Origin of the sequence: Thermopolyspora sp. NPDC052614, assembly GCF_040678635.1 — a bacterium.
Classification (GTDB): Bacteria; Actinomycetota; Actinomycetes; order Streptosporangiales; family Streptosporangiaceae; genus Thermopolyspora.
The window spans coordinates 733,545-749,501 of sequence record NZ_JBFATZ010000001.1 but is presented as its reverse complement, the minus strand read 5'-3'; the positions used below and the strand labels follow the sequence as shown (position 1 = coordinate 749,501).

General features: G+C 71.7%; 16 protein-coding genes. 5 read left to right on the top strand and 11 right to left on the bottom strand.

Going from position 1 to position 15,957, the window contains the following annotated elements; all coding sequences use genetic code 11:
* Window positions 1-247 precede the first annotated feature (247 nt).
* Together AB0K60_RS03145 and AB0K60_RS03140 are read right to left on the bottom strand one after the other, a co-directional pair.
* Complete coding sequence (locus tag AB0K60_RS03145; RefSeq protein WP_364047958.1) at window positions 248-448, bottom strand: DUF397 domain-containing protein; 201 nt, start codon at window positions 446-448, stop codon at window positions 248-250.
* Entirely contained in the window at window positions 439-1,266 is an 828-nt protein-coding gene (locus AB0K60_RS03140; RefSeq protein ID WP_364047956.1) for a helix-turn-helix transcriptional regulator, read from the bottom strand. Before AB0K60_RS03140 ends, AB0K60_RS03145 begins: the two co-directional genes overlap by 10 nt.
* A gap of 348 nt (window positions 1,267-1,614) precedes the next feature.
* Here AB0K60_RS03140 and AB0K60_RS03135 point away from each other — a divergent pair, with 348 nt between their 5' ends.
* Window positions 1,615-3,633 (top strand): ATP-binding protein, encoded by a 2,019-nt coding sequence (locus AB0K60_RS03135; protein WP_364047954.1) that lies wholly within the window; start codon window positions 1,615-1,617, stop codon window positions 3,631-3,633.
* A gap of 15 nt (window positions 3,634-3,648) precedes the next feature.
* Here AB0K60_RS03135 and AB0K60_RS03130 read toward each other — a convergent pair whose 3' ends face one another.
* From AB0K60_RS03130 to AB0K60_RS03120, 3 genes are read right to left on the bottom strand one after another with little or no spacing between them, the layout of a single operon-like run.
* Complete coding sequence (locus AB0K60_RS03130) at window positions 3,649-4,845, bottom strand: histidine kinase (RefSeq protein WP_364047952.1); 1,197 nt, start codon at window positions 4,843-4,845, stop codon at window positions 3,649-3,651.
* A gap of 11 nt (window positions 4,846-4,856) precedes the next feature.
* Window positions 4,857-5,303 carry an HIT family protein gene (locus AB0K60_RS03125; protein WP_364047950.1) on the bottom strand — a complete coding sequence of 149 codons (447 nt, stop codon included), beginning with the start codon at window positions 5,301-5,303 and terminating at the stop codon, window positions 4,857-4,859.
* A gap of 9 nt (window positions 5,304-5,312) precedes the next feature.
* Window positions 5,313-5,777, bottom strand: a complete 465-nt coding sequence (locus AB0K60_RS03120) for a hypothetical protein (RefSeq protein WP_364047948.1) — start codon at window positions 5,775-5,777, stop codon at window positions 5,313-5,315.
* A 192-nt stretch (window positions 5,778-5,969) separates the two neighbouring features.
* On the opposite strand from AB0K60_RS03120, the gene AB0K60_RS03115 reads away from it, so the two are divergent.
* On the top strand, window positions 5,970-7,358 hold the full coding sequence (locus AB0K60_RS03115; RefSeq protein WP_364047946.1) for an 8-oxoguanine deaminase: 1,389 nt from the start codon (window positions 5,970-5,972) through the stop codon (window positions 7,356-7,358).
* Between the two features lie 63 nt (window positions 7,359-7,421).
* On the opposite strand, the gene AB0K60_RS03110 is transcribed toward AB0K60_RS03115, so the two are convergent.
* Window positions 7,422-9,017, bottom strand: coding sequence for a HAMP domain-containing sensor histidine kinase (locus tag AB0K60_RS03110; RefSeq protein WP_364047944.1), 1,596 nt, complete (start codon window positions 9,015-9,017; stop codon window positions 7,422-7,424).
* The gene (locus AB0K60_RS03105; protein ID WP_364047942.1) at window positions 9,014-9,742 is read right to left on the bottom strand and encodes a response regulator transcription factor; all 729 of its coding nucleotides are present in this window, start codon (window positions 9,740-9,742) and stop codon (window positions 9,014-9,016) included. Before AB0K60_RS03105 ends, AB0K60_RS03110 begins: the two co-directional genes overlap by 4 nt.
* 136 nt (window positions 9,743-9,878) lie before the next feature.
* Here AB0K60_RS03105 and AB0K60_RS03100 point away from each other — a divergent pair, with 136 nt between their 5' ends.
* From AB0K60_RS03100 to AB0K60_RS03090, 3 genes are read left to right on the top strand one after another with little or no spacing between them, the layout of a single operon-like run.
* Window positions 9,879-11,300 (top strand): ferredoxin reductase family protein, encoded by a 1,422-nt coding sequence (locus tag AB0K60_RS03100; RefSeq protein WP_364047940.1) that lies wholly within the window; start codon window positions 9,879-9,881, stop codon window positions 11,298-11,300.
* 14 nt (window positions 11,301-11,314) lie between these two features.
* Window positions 11,315-11,905, top strand: a complete 591-nt coding sequence (locus AB0K60_RS03095) for an FMN-binding protein (protein WP_364047938.1) — start codon at window positions 11,315-11,317, stop codon at window positions 11,903-11,905.
* Complete coding sequence (locus AB0K60_RS03090; RefSeq protein ID WP_364047936.1) at window positions 11,902-12,660, top strand: FAD:protein FMN transferase; 759 nt, start codon at window positions 11,902-11,904, stop codon at window positions 12,658-12,660. The genes AB0K60_RS03095 and AB0K60_RS03090 overlap by 4 nt, the downstream gene beginning before the upstream one ends.
* Window positions 12,661-12,832: 172 nt before the next feature.
* On the opposite strand, the gene AB0K60_RS03085 is transcribed toward AB0K60_RS03090, so the two are convergent.
* The 4 genes from AB0K60_RS03085 to AB0K60_RS03070 all read right to left on the bottom strand — a co-directional run bounded on the left by AB0K60_RS03085 (window position 12,833) and on the right by AB0K60_RS03070 (window position 15,895).
* Window positions 12,833-13,567, bottom strand: a complete 735-nt coding sequence (locus AB0K60_RS03085; RefSeq protein WP_364047934.1) for an SDR family oxidoreductase — start codon at window positions 13,565-13,567, stop codon at window positions 12,833-12,835.
* Window positions 13,567-14,295: a hypothetical protein gene (locus AB0K60_RS03080; protein WP_364047932.1), complete on the bottom strand. Its 729-nt coding sequence runs from the start codon at window positions 14,293-14,295 to the stop codon at window positions 13,567-13,569. Before AB0K60_RS03080 ends, AB0K60_RS03085 begins: the two co-directional genes overlap by 1 nt.
* Entirely contained in the window at window positions 14,295-14,870 is a 576-nt protein-coding gene (locus AB0K60_RS03075; RefSeq protein WP_364048153.1) for a helix-turn-helix domain-containing protein, read from the bottom strand. Before AB0K60_RS03075 ends, AB0K60_RS03080 begins: the two co-directional genes overlap by 1 nt.
* 86 nt (window positions 14,871-14,956) lie before the next feature.
* Window positions 14,957-15,895 (bottom strand): diacylglycerol kinase family protein, encoded by a 939-nt coding sequence (locus AB0K60_RS03070; protein WP_364047930.1) that lies wholly within the window; start codon window positions 15,893-15,895, stop codon window positions 14,957-14,959.
* Window positions 15,896-15,957: the final 62 nt, after the last annotated feature.

The following is a 15,957-nucleotide window of genomic DNA, read 5'->3' as shown; positions in this document are numbered from 1 at the left end:
ACAGAGTGGACCGCAGGGAGAAAAGAGGTTCGCGACGCCGCCGCCGCACGTCACCGCCGTACCGGGAACGATCACCCACGCGTATCGCGATCAGAGGCGAGACCACCCCGCGCCCCTCGGCGCCGTCGGCCGCGGCCGGGCACGCGGGCACGCCGGGAAGGAAGGGTGGAGCGCTGGGGAAGGCGCCGGGAGGAGCGATCGTGACGGACGGGGTCACCACCCGGAACGCCTTTTGCACAAAACTCGGTCAGATATCGAAGATTCCGCTCCTGATGGCGCCGAGGAACCACGCCCACTCGCCCGCGGTGAGGACGAGGACCGGTCCCGCGGGGTCCTTCGAGTCCCGCACGGCGACGATTCCCGGCAGGTTCGTCGCCACCTGCACGCACTGGCCGCCGTCGTCGCCGGACACGAGGGATTTGCGCCACTGTGCGGCGCTTAAGTCCACCTGTTCACCGCCTCATCGAGGATCGCAAGCGACTGGATCTGCGAGCAGGCGTGGACGCGGATGTCGTCGTATCGACGGGCGAGTGCAGTGATCACCTCCCTGTCGTTCACCATCCGGCCGCGCGGCGCGGACTCCACATAGGCCACGTACGGGGCCCCCTTGAGTTCGGCGATGCTGAACGCGCCGAGCAGGCCGGGGATCGCCTCGGCCCCGGCGGGCACGATCTGCAGCCGCACCCGCGGATGCCGCGCGATCTCGGTCAAATAGAGCAGTTGCTCACGTAATATCTTCGGACCTCCTATCGGACGATGCAGAACCCCCTCGTCGATCAAACTGACGATCACGGGCGGGCTCTCCTGGGTCAGAATCGCCTTGCGTTGCATTCTCCCGGCGACCCGCTCATCCACCTGCCGCGAATCTATCCCCGGGGCGCATTCAAACACACGCCTCGCATAACGTTCGGTCTGAAATATCCCAGGTATAAGAAGCGGATCCCACATCTTAATGGCGCCGGCCCGCCGTTCCTCGATCGTCCAGTCCCGATAGTGCTCGGGAACGGGCGGCGGAGGCGGCCACGCCTCGCGCTGCAACCGCACCAACACGCCGTCGAGCCCGAACGCCCGGTCGCTCAGCTCCGCGAACTCCTCACTGGCCGCGCGCCTGAGCGTCTCCACCGCCCCGACCAGGCTCCCCGAGAACCCGATCCGCCGCCCGAGCTGAGCCTGCGTCATCCCCGCCGCCAGCCTGCGCCGGCGCAACTCATAGGCAAACCGGGCCCGCGCCGACTCCTCCGGGTCGAGTTTAATCATCTGCGACATCAGAGCTCCCCAGCGCAGCCCGTACGGCCACTCGTACGGCCGCTCGTTCGGCCAACGGTCATACGTCGATCGGGCCACGCCGTCCGAAAAGACGCGTCAACCGAGAGTAATGGCCCGCGCGCCCTACGATGTCACACCTGGTACCTGGCGTTCCAAGTGGCCTCCCCCGCCACAACCTTTGCCCCCTTTTGCACCCTCCGGACGCGCACCAAGAGGCACATCCGCCGCCATCGCGCGCCCTGCCCGAGGACCTCGCGGCCAAGGTCCACGTGGAGGCCCACGAGCATCCTCCGCCGAGATTTCCGCACGCGTTTTCTTCCCGGCTGGGGGAAACGGCACGATCTCGCGATGCCGCCGTTCCCCATCCTCACCGCCATCCTGCCTGTGATCTGCGATAGTGACGCCGTGCGTTCGATTCATATCGAGGCCAAGCCCGATCACCTCCTGCGACTCGCCCGCCTCAAGGACCCGGTGGGCGCGGTCACCGAGATGATCTGGAACGCCCTCGACGCGGAGGCCTCCACCGTCACCGTCGACGTCGACATCAACGAACTGGGCGGCGTCGAATACGTCTGCGTGCAAGACGACGGGCACGGCATGCGGCATGATCGGTGCGCGGAGTACTTCAGCGGGCTGGGTGGCTCGTGGAAGAACCGCGCCAAGGTGTCTCCCGACCTGAAGCGGGGATTGCATGGGCGCAGCGGGCAGGGCAGATTCCGCGCCTTCGCACTGGGTGCGCAGGTGCGCTGGGTGACGGTGGCGGAGTCACCGGAGGGAGGCAACGTCCGCTCGGTCATCACCGGTGCGAGCGAGCATCCGACGGATTTCGACATCTCCGATCCCGAGCCGACAGGCGAGCCGACGGGCACGCGGGTCGAGGCCTATGTCCCAGCGGATTTCGTCAACCGCCTGGTGCAGAACGACACCGCACGACAGCTCGCCTCGGTCTTCGCCCCATTCCTCACCGCCAACCCCGACGTGACGATCACCTATCAGGGTGAAGCACTCGACCCGTCCGGAGTCTGGGCCGACACCGCCGAGTATCCGGTCGGCTGGACCGGTGCCGACGGTCAGGCCCAACCGACCCTCCGGGTCATCGAATGGGAACAGGATGTCGACCGCGTTCTGGCGCTGTGCGATGCCAACGGCGTCGTTCTCGACGAGATCCCACCCGGGATTCAGGCGCCCGGCTACCACTTCACCGCCTACCTGCTCTGGGACGGCTTTGTCGAGCGGCGCGGCGACCTGCCTCTCGCCGAAATGGACGACATCGTCGAACTGCTGGACGCCGCACGGGAAACGCTGCGCGCGCACTTTCGGGAGCGTGATCGTCAGCGTCGCGCACGCCTGATTCAGAAGTGGAAGCGGGACAAGATCTACCCGTACTCCGGGGAACCGGAGGACGCCGCCGCGGCGGTGGAACGGCGGATGTTCGACGAGGTCGCGACCACGATCGCGCGCCGCCTGCCCAAGCAGAGCCAGCGGACGACGCTGCGCCTGCTCAAGGAGATCATCGCCCATGATCCAAGCGGCCTCTATCCGGTGCTGGACGAGTTGTTCCGCCTGCCCCAGGCCGAGCAGGAGGAGCTCAAACGGCTGCTGCAGCGAACCACCCTCGCGGAGGTGATCAAGGCTACGGGCCAGGTGACCGCCCGGCTCGATTTCATCGCCGCGCTCAAACTGCTCGTTTTCGACCCGGAGAACCGCAAGCGGCTCAAGGAACGGCAGGAGCTTCACAAGATCCTAGAACGCGAGACGTGGGTGTTCGGCGACGCGTACGCCCTGATGGTGAGCGACCAGAGCCTCGACATCGTGCTCCGGCGTCATCTTCGTGCGCTGGGACGAGAGCCGGACGGAGACGACGCCGATCCGGTACGGCGCGAGGACGGCCGTCAAGGCATCGTCGACCTGATGCTGGGCCGGGCCCTGCGGGGCAGCTCCGGCCGGGAGCATCTCGTCGTCGAATTGAAGGCCCCTAAGGTACGGATCGGCCTGGCCGAGGTCGGGCAGATCAAGAGTTACGCGCAGGCGGTGGTGAGCGATCCCCAGTTCCGGGACGCCCGAGTGCGCTGGGACTTCTGGGTCGTGTCGACCGAGATGGACGACGTGGTCCGGCGTGACGCGACGGCTCCGAATCGGCCGCCGGGGTGCATCGCCGAGTGGGAGGGCGGCGTACGCATCTGGGCGCGCACGTGGAGTGAGATCATCGACGATTGCGAGGACAGGCTCCACTTCTATCGGGAGCGTCTTAATCACGACCCGGCCACCGAGCACGCGCTCGACTATCTCAGGCGTGTCCACGGCGCATCGATCGCCGACGCGGCCTGCTCCCAGCCGAACCCGGCGGTTGTGTCTGCGGGGGGCTGAACTCTCCTGAGCTCTCTACCGGACCGAGACGCCGGGGTGGTACTTCGGGAGGCGGACGTTGACCTTTGTGCCGGCGCCGCGGCCGGTCTCCACCACCAGGCCGTACTCGTCGCCGTAGACCTGGCGGAGGCGCTCGTCGACGTTGCCGAGGCCGACGCCGCCGGTGCCGGAGCGTTCGTCGGAGTCGCCGGAGAGGATGCGGCGCAGGCGTTCGGGGTCCATGCCGATGCCGTCGTCCTCGACGCTGATGTGGCACTCGGAGCCGGCGTCCTCGGCGATGATCGTGATTCGGCCGACGCCGTCCTTGCTTTCCAGGCCGTGCCGTACCGCGTTCTCGACCAGGGGTTGCAGGCACAGGAAGGGCAGGGCGACCGGCAGGACCTCGGGGGCGATGCGGAGCGTCACCTGGAGTTGGTCGCCGAAGCGGGCGCGTTCCAGCATCAGGTAGCGGTCGATGGAGCGCAGTTCCTCGGCGAGGGTGGTGAACTCGCCGTGGCGGCGGAAGGAGTAGCGGGTGAAGTCGGCGAACTCGATGAGGAGTTCGCGGGCGCGCTCGGGGTCGGTGCGGACGAACGAGGCGATCGTGGTGAGCGAGTTGTAGATGAAGTGCGGGGAGATCTGGGCGCGCAGGGCGCGGACCTCGGCCTCCATGAGGAGGGTGCGCGAGCGGTCCAGTTCGGCGAGTTCGAGCTGGGAGTCCACCCATCTGGCCACCTCCTGGGTGGCGCGGACCAGGCCCGCCGAGGCGTGGTCGCCGTAGGCGGCCAGCGAGCCCACCACCCGGTCGTCGGTGGTCAGGGGGACGACGACGGCGTATCGGATCAGGCATTCGGGCACGTCGCAGGCGACCACGTCCGGGCCGAGCACCTGGGTTCTGCCGTCCTTGAGGGTGTTCGCGGCGTGGCCGAACGCCTCGGCGGCGTGGTGGTCGCCCGCGCCGTCGTACACGAGCAACTGCTCGCTGTCGGTGATCGCGATCGCCGGGGAGCCGAGCAACTCGCGCAGGTGCCGGGAGGACTTCAGCGCCCCCGCTGCGGTCAGCCCCGCGCGCAGCGGCGGCGCGGCGAGGGACGCGGTGTGCAGGGTCTCGAACGTCGCACGCTCGGCGCGCGTGCTGCCGAGGTCGCGCCGCCCCTGCAGGACCCGCCACAGCACCAGGCCGGGCACCCCCACCAGGGCGGCCACCACGAACACCAGGACCACGGGCTCCACGGAGCCGGAGCCTACCCTCCCAGCACCGATTCCTCAGCGGGGAGGGCATTGCGGATCTTCGTGGCATAGGACTCGGCCTCGGCGGAATCGTCGTACCTGGTGCGGGGCCAGAAGAAGCCGCGCAGGCCGTCCTTGCGGTTGCGGGGGACGATGTGCACGTGCAGGTGGGGGACGCTCTGGCTGATCCGATTGTTCATCGCGACGAACGTGCCCGCCGCCTCCAGGCCGTGCTCGACGGCGGCCGTCACGGTCCTGACCCGTTCGAAGAAGGGGCCGACCAGATCGACCGGCAGGTCGGTGAGGGTTTCGACGTGGGTACGCGGGACCATCAGGACGTGTCCCTTGAAGACCGGGCGGGCGTCGAGGAAACCGACGGCGGTCCCGTCGTCGAAGACGAGCTGCCCGGGCTTCTCGCCCGCGATGATCGCGCAGAACAGGCACTGTTGTGAGTCGGCCACCCGCCGACTCTATCCGCGCCTACCGACACGACGTCGGCGCGTGACGCGGCGGCCGGTCGTCCGCTTCATGAGGCGGCGGACGATCAGGAAGAACATGGCCGAGGCGGCCAGGAGCACCATCGGGCGCTTACGCCGACGGGGGGTGGCCGCGCGGGTTTGTTCCGGCGCCGAGCTGGATGGTTGTTCCGGCGCCGGGCTGGATGGGCGGGGGGCTATCGCGGGGGCCCGCTCGGGCGCCGATTTGGAAGTGGACGGGCGGGGGGCTGTCGTGGCGGGGCGACCTGCGTCGGTCGTTTCGGGCCCGCCGGTGTCCCCTTCCTCCACGGGGATTTCGATGATCTCGGGGCCCTGGAGGCGCTGCGGGGCCATGTTGCGCGAGAAACCCGGATTGATCAGGGGTTCGCCTATGGGACGACGGTGCACGCCCACCTCGCCCGCGCCGGGCTGTTCCTGGGCCGGTTCGTGCTCGGTCATCTGCTCACCCTCCCGCGCCCCTCGCCGCATGGGCTTTCGCCGTCACGCGGCCCTTGGTGTAGGAGGGCGACTACCCGAAGGGACCGCCCCTAATCTCCTAGACCGGACGAAGCGGACACAAAGCGGTATCGGAGGTATTGCGGCGCTCCGCATCCCCGAGGGATGTGTTCCCTTTCGCGCATAATCGACAGGGTGCTGAGCGAAACCACTCCGGAACGCGCCGACCTGCTGGTACGCGGGGCCGTACTGGTGGCGACCTGCGACGCCGAGCGGCGGGAACTGGCCGGCGGCTGGGTGGCGATCACGAACGGGCTGGTCAGCGGCGTGGGGACCGGGCCGGAGCCGGAGGCCGCGCGGGTGCTCGACGCGAGCGGCTGCCTGGTCACCCCCGGGCTGATCAACACCCACCATCACATCTACCAGAACCTGACCCGGGCGTACGCGCCCGCCGTCAACGGCACCCTGTTCCAGTGGCTGAGCACCCTGTATCCGCTGTGGGCCGGCCTCGACGAGGAGGCGTCGTACGTCTCGGCCTGGGTAGGGCTCGCCGAGCTCGCGCTGGGCGGCTGCACCACCTCCACCGATCACCTGTACGTCGCGCCCGCCGGCGGCGGCGACCTGTGGTCGGCGGAGATCCAGGCCGCCGTGGAGCTGGGCTTCCGGTTTCACCCGACCCGCGGCTCGATGAGCCTGTCGGTCAAGGACGGCGGCCTGCCGCCCGACTCGGTGGTGCAGGACGAGGACGAGATCCTCGCCGACTGCGAACGCCTGGTCGCGCGCCACCACGACCCCGCGCACGGCGCCATGGTGCGGGTGGCGATCGCGCCGTGCTCGCCGTTCAGCGTCAGCCCGTCGCTGATGCGCCGCGCCGCCGAGCTGGCCGAGCGGCTCGACGTACGGCTGCACACCCACCTGGCCGAGGACCCCGACGAGGACGCGTACTGCCTGGAGCGGTTCGGCAGGCGACCGATCGAGCAGTTCGAGGAGGTCGGCTGGATGACGGACCGCGCCTGGGTGGCGCACTGCATCTACCCCTCCGCCGAGGAGATCGGCCGGCTGGGCGCGGCGGGTGTCGGCGTGGCCCACTGCCCCAGCTCCAACATGATGATCGGCGGCGGCGGCATCGCCCCGGTGCGCGACTTCCGCGCGGCGGGCGTCCCGGTCGGCCTGGGCTGCGACGGCTCGTCCTCCACCGACTCCGCCTCCCTCTGGCTGGAGTCCCGCATGGCCCTGCTCCTCGGCCGCCAGCGGCACGGCCCTACGGCGATGACCGCCCGCGACGCCCTCGACATCGCCACCCGGGGCGGCGCCGCCTGCCTCGGCCGCGTCGGCGAGCTCGGCGAGCTGACGGTCGGCGCGGCCGGTGACCTGGTGTGCTGGCCGCTGGAGGGCCTCGCGTACGCCGGCGCCCTCACCGACCCGGTCGAGGCCTGGCTGCGCTGCGGCCCCTCCGCCGCCCGCCACACCGTCATCGCGGGCAGGACCCTGGTCGAGAACGGGACGCTCACCGTGCCCGGCGTGGAGGAGATGCTCACCCGCCACCAGGCCGCCGCCCGCCGCCTCCAGCGGCTCGGCTCCTGACCGCTTCTCGCGTGAACCGTCACGGCCGGTCCACCGCGTCGGCCGTACTCGATCAGGAGACGCTCATCCGCCGTCGGACCGCCGAGCCTCGTCTCCGGCCGCCAGGTCGCCGGAGACGGCGGGCGGCGGCTCGGGGGGTGGCACGAGGGGCGGCTCGGGCGGTGGCTCGGGCGGGGCCTTGGGGAACACGACGCGGAACACCGTGTGCCCGGGCTCGCTCGTCACCTCCACGGTGCCGTGATGGGCGGCGACGACCGCTCGTACGATGGCGAGGCCCAGCCCGGTGCCGCCCGAGGCGCGGGAGCGTGCCTTGTCGGCGCGGGCGAACCTCTCGAAGATCTCCCGCTGGAACTCGGCGGGGATGCCGGGGCCGTCGTCGGCGACGGTCAGCTCCACCGACCCGGGTGGGGCGGGCGTCTCGCGGACGGAGACGGTGACCGTGCTGCCCTCGGGCGTGTGGACGCGGGCGTTGGCCAGCAGGTTCGCCAGGACCTGGTGGATGCGGCCGGGGTCGCCGAGCACGGTGACCGGCTCCTCGGGGAGTTCCAGCCGCCACCGGTGGCCGGGGCCGGCCACGCGGGCGTCCCCGGTGGCGTCGATGGCGAGCCGGGTGACGTCCACCTCCTGTCTGAGCAGGGGGCGGCCCGCGTCGAGGCGGGCGAGCAGCAGCAGGTCGTCGACGAGCGCGGCCATGCGGTCGGATTCGGCCTGGACGCGTTCGAGCGCGTGCCGTACCTCGTCGGGGAGGGGGCCGGGGTGGCGGCGGGCCAGTTCCACGTAGCCGCGCACGGCCGCCAGGGGGGTGCGCAGTTCGTGCCCGGCGTCGGCGGCGAAGGCGCGCAGGCGCTGCTCGCCGGCGTGGCGGCGGGCCAGGGCGTCCTCGACGTGGCCGAGCATGCGGTTGAACGCCGCCGCGACCTGGCCGACCTCGCTGTACGGCTCGGCGTCTGGCACCGGGTCGGGCAGGGTGACCCGGCCGCTGGCCAGCGGCAGCTTGGTGACCTCGCCGGCGGTGGCGGCGACCCGGCGCAGGGGGCGCAGCGACAGCCGTACCCACACGGTGCCGGCGAGGCCCGTCACGGCGAGCACGCCGGCGAAGACGACGAGCTCCACGGTCTGCAGCCGCCGTACGGTCGCCTCGACGCCCTCCATCGGCAGGCCGGTGACGAGCACGTCGCCGTCGCGGCCGGGAACGGCCCGCATCCGGTACTCGTCGATCGCGTGCAGTTCGACGGTCCGGGGGACGCCGTCGGCGGGGAGCGCGGCCAGGGCGTATTCGTCGTCGGGCGTGAGGACGGAGCCGTATTCGTCCGAGCCCGGCGCCGCCACCGCGGCCGCGTGCGTGACCCGGCCGTTCATCAGGCGCGCGCCGAAGGTGCCCGGGGACTGGCCGCGCGTGTCCCGCTCGCCGTGTTCGAGGCTGGATGCGAACCTGCCCCGGTCCTGCGTGAGCCGGGCGTCGAGTTGCGACACCAGGAAGCGGCCGAGCGCGAGCGTCGAGGCCAGCCCGACGGCGGCGCAGGCGAGCGCGAGCAGCACCAGCAGGCCCGCGATCAGCCGTCCGCGCAGCGTCCGCGGCCCCCGCCACCGCCTCCCGGCCGTGACCCGGCCGGGCGTCGCCGGGTGACGCGCCGTGCCGGGGAGCCGGCGGCGGATCATGGTTTGAGCACGTAGCCGACGCCGCGCACCGTCTGGATCAGGGGCGGGCCGCCGTTGTCGAGCTTCTTGCGCAGGTAGCTGACGTACAGCTCGACCACGTGCGCCTGGCCGCCGAAGTCGTAGCACCAGACCTCGTCGAGGATCCGCGCCTTGCTGAGCACGCGGCGCGGATTGCGCATGAAGAACCGCAGCAGCTCGAACTCGGTGGGGGTCAGGTCGATCACCTCGCCGCCCCTGGTCACCTCGCGGGCGTCCTCGTCCATGGTCAGGTCGCCCGCGACCAGGAGGCTTGTCTCGGCGGCGGCCCGGGTCATGCCCGCCCGGCGCAGCAGGCCGTGCAGTCGGGCGAGCACCTCCTCCAGGCTGAACGGCTTGGTCACGTAGTCGTCGCCGCCCGCCGTGATGCCGGCCACCCGGTCCTCGACCGCGTCCCTGGCGGTGAGGAACAGCACGCACACCCGCGGCTCCTCGGCCCGCAGGCGGCGCATCACCTCCAGGCCGTCGAAGTCCGGGAGCATCACGTCGAGGACGACCGCGTCGGGCCGGAACTCGCGGGCCTCCCGTACGGCCGAACCGCCGTCGGCGGCCGTGCGCACCTGCCAGCCCTCCTGGCGGAGCACGGCGCCGAGCAACTGGGCCAGGTCCGGCTCGTCGTCGACGACCAGCACCCGTACGGGCGTGCCGTCCGGGCGTCGCAGCGTCCCCGCCTTCGTGTGTGTCTCCATCGCGCTTCCAGCATCCCTCCCCCGCAGGCTCAGAACCCTATGCGATTGCTCTGAGAACCCTCTGAAACCCGACGTTCAGCGTGATTTCAGAGGTACGGCTGACATGGTGGGGCGCATCGGAACGAGAGGAGCGACGATGACCGTGGCAGGGCACGCACCGGCGCGGACCCGGGCCGCCGCATCGGGTGGCGGCGCGGGGGGAATCGCGGGTCGAGGCCCGGGTGGGTACGCGGCGCCGAGGGCGCGGGCCGGCCTGCCGCCGTCCGCCGTGCTCGCCGCCGTCGGAGCCGGAGCGGTCGCGGTGATCGCCCTGTGGTGGGAGAACACCCCGTACGTCGCGTCGCTCGCCGACTGGATCACCAACGCGGGAAGGATCACCGGGCTGCTCGCGGGCTACGGGATCGCCGTGCTGGTGGCGCTGATGGCCCGGGTCCCGGCGCTGGAGCGCGGCGTCGGCTCCGACCGGCTGGCGCGGTGGCACGCGAGGGGCGGCCGGTACACGGTGGGGCTGGCCGTGGCGCACACCCTGCTCACCATCTGGGGGTACGCGCTGCCCGCCCGGACCGGGCCGGTGGACCAGGCGGTCACGCTCATCCTGTCGTATCCGGAGGTGCTTGAGGCGACGGTGGCCGTGCTGCTGCTGGTCGGCGTCGGCGCGGTGTCGGCGCGGGCGGCGCGGCGGCGGCTGCGCTACGAGACCTGGTACTACCTGCACTTCTACACCTATCTGGCCGCCTATCTCGGGTTCGGGCATGTGCTGGTCAACGGGCAGGAGTTCGTCGGAAGCCGCCTCGCCCAGGTCGCCTGGTACGCGCTGTATCTCGGCGTCGCCGCGCTGGTGGCGTGGTTCCGGCTGCTGGCGCCGATCCGGCAGGCCGTACGGCACCGCCTCCGGGTGGCCGCGGTGGTCCCCGAGGGGCCGGGGGTCGTCTCGGTGTACATCACCGGGCGGCGGCTCGGCCGGTTGCGCGCCGAGGCGGGGCAGTTCTTCCGCTGGCGGTTCCTCGCCCGGGGGCTGTGGTGGACGGCGACGCCGTACTCGCTGTCCGCGCCGCCCGACGGCCGGTCGCTGCGGATCACCGTGAAGGAGCTGGGCGACCACAGCGGGGCGCTGGCGCGGCTGCGTCCGGGTACCCGGGTGGTCGCCGAGGGGCCGTACGGGGCCTTCACCGCCGCGCGACGGCGGCGCGAGCGGGTGCTGCTGATCGCGGGCGGGGTGGGGATCACGCCGATCCGCGCCCTGCTGGAGTCGCTGCCGGCCCGGCCCGGGGATCTGACGCTGCTGTACCGGGCGCGCACCTACGACGATCTGGTCCTGCGCGCGGAGCTGGAGGCGATCGCCGAGGCGCGCGGCGTCCGCCTGCGCTACTGCGTGGGCGGACGCGAGGAGGTCGGCGAGCCGTTCACGGCGGAGACGCTCGCCTCGCTCGTGCCCGGGCTGCGCGACCACGACGTCTACCTGTGCGGCCCGGCCGGGATGACCGCGGCGGCGGTGCGCGCGCTGCGGGCCGCCGGGGTTCCGCGCCGCCGCGTCCATCACGAGTCGTTCGAATTCTGATCTGGGGGTTTTCGATGCGCAGGGCGATATTCGCCATCGTCGTCACGGCCATCGGGCTGGCGCTGCTGATGTCCTTCAAGCCGCATGACGTGTCCGCCGTGGCCGATCGTCCTTCGGCGATCACGCCCGGGGAGGGCGGCGGTACGACGTCAGGTCTGGGACTCGGGCTCCGAAGCCGCGACGATGACGACGATGACGACGGGGGCGACAGGGACGAGCACGACGAAGACGGAGACGACGAGGGTCTCCCGGCGGCCTCCGGCGGCACGGGCACGTCCGGTGGCACGGGCACATCCAGTGGCGGTTCCTCGGGTTCCGGCAAGGCCGCCGGATCGACCTTCACCGGGGACGCGGCCGACACCCGGTGGGGCCCGGTGCAGGTCCAGATCTCGGTGAGCGGTGGCCGCATCGTCGACGTCCAGGTGCTGCGGGCGCCGGACGGCAACCACCGGGACATCGAGATCAACCAGGTCGCGCTGCCGATCCTCGTCCAGGAGACCCTCGACGCGCAGAGCGCCCAGATCGACGTGGTCTCCGGCGCGACGTACACCAGCGACGGCTACATGCGCTCGCTGCAGAGCGCCCTCGACCGGGCGGGGCTGTGACCCGGCACGCCGAGCCGGTGATGGGCACGGTCTTCTCCTTCGACGTACGCGAGGATCCCGGCGTCGATCCCGGCGTCGTGGAACGGGCGCTCGCGGACGCCGTGGCCTGGCTGCACCAGGTGGACGCGACGTTCTCCACCTATCGTCCCGGCAGCGTGATCAGCCGTCTGGGCCGGGGCGAACTCGACCTGGCGGACTGCCCGCCGGACGTCGCGGACGTGCTCGACCGGTGCGCCGCGGCCGAGACACGCACCGGCGGCTACTTCACCATGACCCCGGGCGGCGCGCTCGACCCCTCGGCGATGGTCAAGGGCTGGGCGATCGAGCGCGCCTCACAGATCCTGCTCAAGGCCGGGCTGGTACGGCACAGCGTGAACGGCGGCGGCGACGTCCGGCTCCGCGGCGAGCCCGAACCCGGCCGCCCCTGGCGGGTCGGCGTCGCCCACCCGCTGCGCCCCGGAAGGCTGGCCGCCGTGATCACCGGCCGCGACCTGGCCGTGGCCACGTCGGGCACCGCCGAACGAGGCGCCCACATCGTGGACCCGCACACGGGCCGGCCGCCGACCGCGCTCGCCTCGATCACCCTGGTCGGCGCCGACATGACGGAGACCGACTCCATGGCCACCGCCGCCTTCGCGATGGGCGAGGCGGCCCGGGAGTGGGTGGAGGACCAGGACGGTCTGGAGGCCCTGGCCGTGACCGCGACCGGCCACACCTGGCGGACCAGCGGCTTCGCACGACACACCCACGCCTGAAGGACCCCGTTGGGGATCTCTTTTCTCCGCCATTGTTCATTTAGCCCGCACATCGACACTGACAGTGAGATTTCGTGCGGGCGAGCGCCGACCCCACCACCGAGACGAGCTTCCTTCAGGCCGCCGGGCGCCGAGCCCGGTCGTTCCGGCGACGGGCCCGGCGGGGCGGACCTCACACGACCAGGCCGCCGCTGACGCGGAGGTTCTGGCCGGTGATCCAGCGGGCGTCCGGGCCGGCCAGGAAGGCGACGACGTCGGCGATGTCGGCCGGCCGGCCGAGGCGGCCCAGGGCGGTGAGGGCCACCGCCTGCTGGAGACCCTCGGGGGAGTTGGCGCCGTGCAGCATGTCGGTGTCGACGGCTCCCGGGGAGACCGTGTTGACGGTGATCCCCCGGGGGCCGAGTTCGCGGGCGGCGACCGACGAGAACCGCTCGACGGCGGCCTTGCTCGCGGCGTAGACGGCGACGCCCGGCGCGGGCAGCACGGTGTTGAGGGTGGACAGACTGATGATGCGGCCGTTGTCGCGCAGGCGGCGGGCGGCCAGGCCGATGGCCACGAAGACCGACTTGGCGTTGACGGTCATGACATGGTCGTACTCCTCGTCGGTCCAGTCGGCGATCGCTTTGACCGGGCTGATCGCGGCGTTGTTCACGAGGATGTCGAGGCCGCCGAGGCGGCGTTCGGCCTCGGCGTACAGGTGGCGCATCTGGCCGGGGTCGGCGAGGTCGGCCTGGATCGGGTGGGCCCGGCCGCCGCACGCCTCGGCCGTCCGGTCCGCCGCGTCCTTGGCGGCGCGGTAGCCGAAGGCGACCTCGGCGCCGTCGGCGACGAGTCGCTCGACGATCGCGCGCCCGATTCCGCGTGAGCCCCCGGTCACCAGCGCCGTCCGGCCCTCCAGCGCGCCCATCAGATGGTCCCGGGCACGGCGGTGACGGCGGCGTCGGCGGCGAGCCGCTCCCAGTGGTCGGCCCAGTCGTAGGCGAGGGTCTTGAACGCCACGTCGTCCAGGCCGTAGGTGCTCACCGTGACGGCGATCGGGATCGGTGCGAGGGTGGTGAGCGGTGCGGTGGCCCGCACGACCACGAGCGGGCCGTCGCCGGTGGCGAGCACGTGGCGGCTGCGGTGCCGCACCCGGCCCGGCGCGAGCCGCCCGGCCAGGGCGACGACGTCCGGTCCCGGCGCGACGCCGGACAGGTGAACGGTGTGGCGATCGCCCTCCGGCCGGGTCTCCAGCACGAAGCGGAGCTGTTCGAAGGACGCGTGCCAGTCCTCCTCCCGGCCGCCGTGAATGTCGCCGTGAATGTCGCCGTTGATGTCGCCGTTGATGTCGCCGTTGATGTCGTAGTAGATGTCGTCCCAGTCGGCGTCGCCGAGCGGGCCTGGCATGATCGCGCGGACGATGACCCGGGGGCCGTCGGGCTCCAGCTCGACGCGCCGCCCATCTCCCCACTCGATGAGGCCGGGCGGCACCGGCCTGGCCCTCTCCGTGAAGATCAGGCGGATCTCCTCGTCGAGGCCCTCGCGGTCCCACCCGAACCAGCGCCGGACGCGTTCGGGCTCGGTCAGCGCCTGCCACGCCTCCGCGCGCGGCGCGTTGATCGCCGTCTCCACCCGGTACGGCCTGCCCTCGATCATCAGCCCTCCTTCGACGGTGTGCGTGCGGGATACCCTCCGACGACGATCCGGTAGCGCCGCCGCGGAGAGTCGTATTTCTCGGCCAGCTCGGCCACCCGGGCCGCCAGTTCCTCGGCGAAGCGCTCGATGTCGGCCGGCCGTTCGAAGCCGACCTCGGCCTCGACGGTGAAAGTGATCAGGCGTTTGCCCGCGGCGTCCGCGTGCTCGCGCATCGCCGCCACGTCGCCGAGGGTGCGGGCGGCCGAGGCGAGCAGCATGTCGACGGCGTACCGGTCCTGGGCGACGCCGGTGAGGTCTCCGGCCACCTCGGGCGCGACCACGACCGCGCCGGCGGTGGCGCGCAGGACGCGCTCGGTGAAGCCGCGCCGGGGCCGCAGCTCGACCAGCTCGACGAGCCCGCCCTTCTCCAGCTCGCGCAGGTGGTAGTTGACCCGCTGGCGGCCCTCGCCGAGGCGGGCGGCGAGCTCGCTGGCCGAGGCGGGCTCGCGCAGTTCCTCCAGCAGCCGCCGCCGCAGCGGCGACAGCCTGCCGCGCAGCCGTTCCTCCCCGCGCACCACGTCCACGCCCGTTCCCATGGGCACACCGTCTCAATAGACAAATGGATTTGTCAATTGGCAACACCGAGAGAATGGGGGCGGAGGCCGTACGGGACCAGAGCCGGTCAGGTGTCGACGAAGTTCGACGGAACCATGACGCGCAGGCCGTTGGGGATGCTGCGGACCAGCAGCGGGGTGCGCTGGCGGACCTCGCCGTCGACGTCGGAGGCCATCGGCGGGTCGATCTCGATGAGCATTTCGTGGCCGGTCACGAACGGGCCGCCGGCCAGGCTCTGCCAGCGCCCGGTGGTGGCGCGGATCATCGTCTCCAGCAGCAGCCGCAGCCGCTTGCCCGAGCCCAGCTGGTACGCCGCCAGGGTGTGGTTGTCGATGCTGATGTCCTTGGCGATCTGCCAGCCGCCGTGGAAGCGGCCGTTGGCGATGTTGAGCTGGTGGGTGAGGAGCTGGTGGCGGCGGCCGTCGACGGTGATGACGGCGCGGAACGGCTGGTGCGAGGGGAGCACGGTGAGCGCGGTGAGCGGGTAGGCGGCGCGGCCGAGCAGGCGCTTGAGCCACGGCTTGACGGTGCCGGCGACCTCGACCGAGACGCCGAAGCTGGTGAGGTTGGCGAAGGGCCGGTCCCCGGCCATGCCGAGGTCGATGTCGGCGACCTTGCCGGTGCTGAACACGCGGATGGCCCGCGCCGGGTCCAGCGGCAGGCCGAGGCTGCGGGCGAAGTTGTTGGTGGTGCCGAGCGGCAGCACGCCGAGGGCGACGTCGGTGCCGGCGACGTGCTTGACCGACTCGCTCAGCGTGCCGTCCCCGCCGCCGACGATCAGCAGGTCGGGGCCGAGGCCGAGGGCGGCGTCGATGGTGTCGGGGAGCCGCCGGGGGTCCATGACGGCGAACGTGCCGAGCGGCCGGAAGCCCTCCGACTCCAGCGCCCGCAGCGCCGAGAAGTACTTGTTCCGGCCGCGCCGGGAGTGGGTGTTCACGACGAGCGCGACCCGTTTGTGCTTCCGGATCGCGGCCGTGTGCTCCTGTTTGCTCCTGGTTTCGCCCACCGTCGCTCGCGCCCGCTTTCTCGCCCGACATGTCCGCCACGGTCATCGTAGAGAGTGGCGGG

Coding starts and splice junctions, on each gene's coding strand:
- AB0K60_RS03140 (WP_364047956.1), bottom strand. CDS start 1,266: ATGTCGCAGATGATTAAACTCGACCCGGAGGAGTCGGCGCGGGCCCGG.
- AB0K60_RS03135 (WP_364047954.1), top strand. CDS start 1,615: ATGCCGCCGTTCCCCATCCTCACCGCCATCCTGCCTGTGATCTGCGAT.
- AB0K60_RS03120 (WP_364047948.1), bottom strand. CDS start 5,777: ATGACCGAGCACGAACCGGCCCAGGAACAGCCCGGCGCGGGCGAGGTG.
- AB0K60_RS03110 (WP_364047944.1), bottom strand. CDS start 9,017: ATGATCCGCCGCCGGCTCCCCGGCACGGCGCGTCACCCGGCGACGCCC.
- AB0K60_RS03105 (WP_364047942.1), bottom strand. CDS start 9,742: ATGGAGACACACACGAAGGCGGGGACGCTGCGACGCCCGGACGGCACG.
- AB0K60_RS03100 (WP_364047940.1), top strand. CDS start 9,879: ATGACCGTGGCAGGGCACGCACCGGCGCGGACCCGGGCCGCCGCATCG.
- AB0K60_RS03095 (WP_364047938.1), top strand. CDS start 11,315: ATGCGCAGGGCGATATTCGCCATCGTCGTCACGGCCATCGGGCTGGCG.
- AB0K60_RS03085 (WP_364047934.1), bottom strand. CDS start 13,567: ATGGGCGCGCTGGAGGGCCGGACGGCGCTGGTGACCGGGGGCTCACGC.
- AB0K60_RS03080 (WP_364047932.1), bottom strand. CDS start 14,295: ATGATCGAGGGCAGGCCGTACCGGGTGGAGACGGCGATCAACGCGCCG.
- AB0K60_RS03075 (WP_364048153.1), bottom strand. CDS start 14,870: ATGGGAACGGGCGTGGACGTGGTGCGCGGGGAGGAACGGCTGCGCGGC.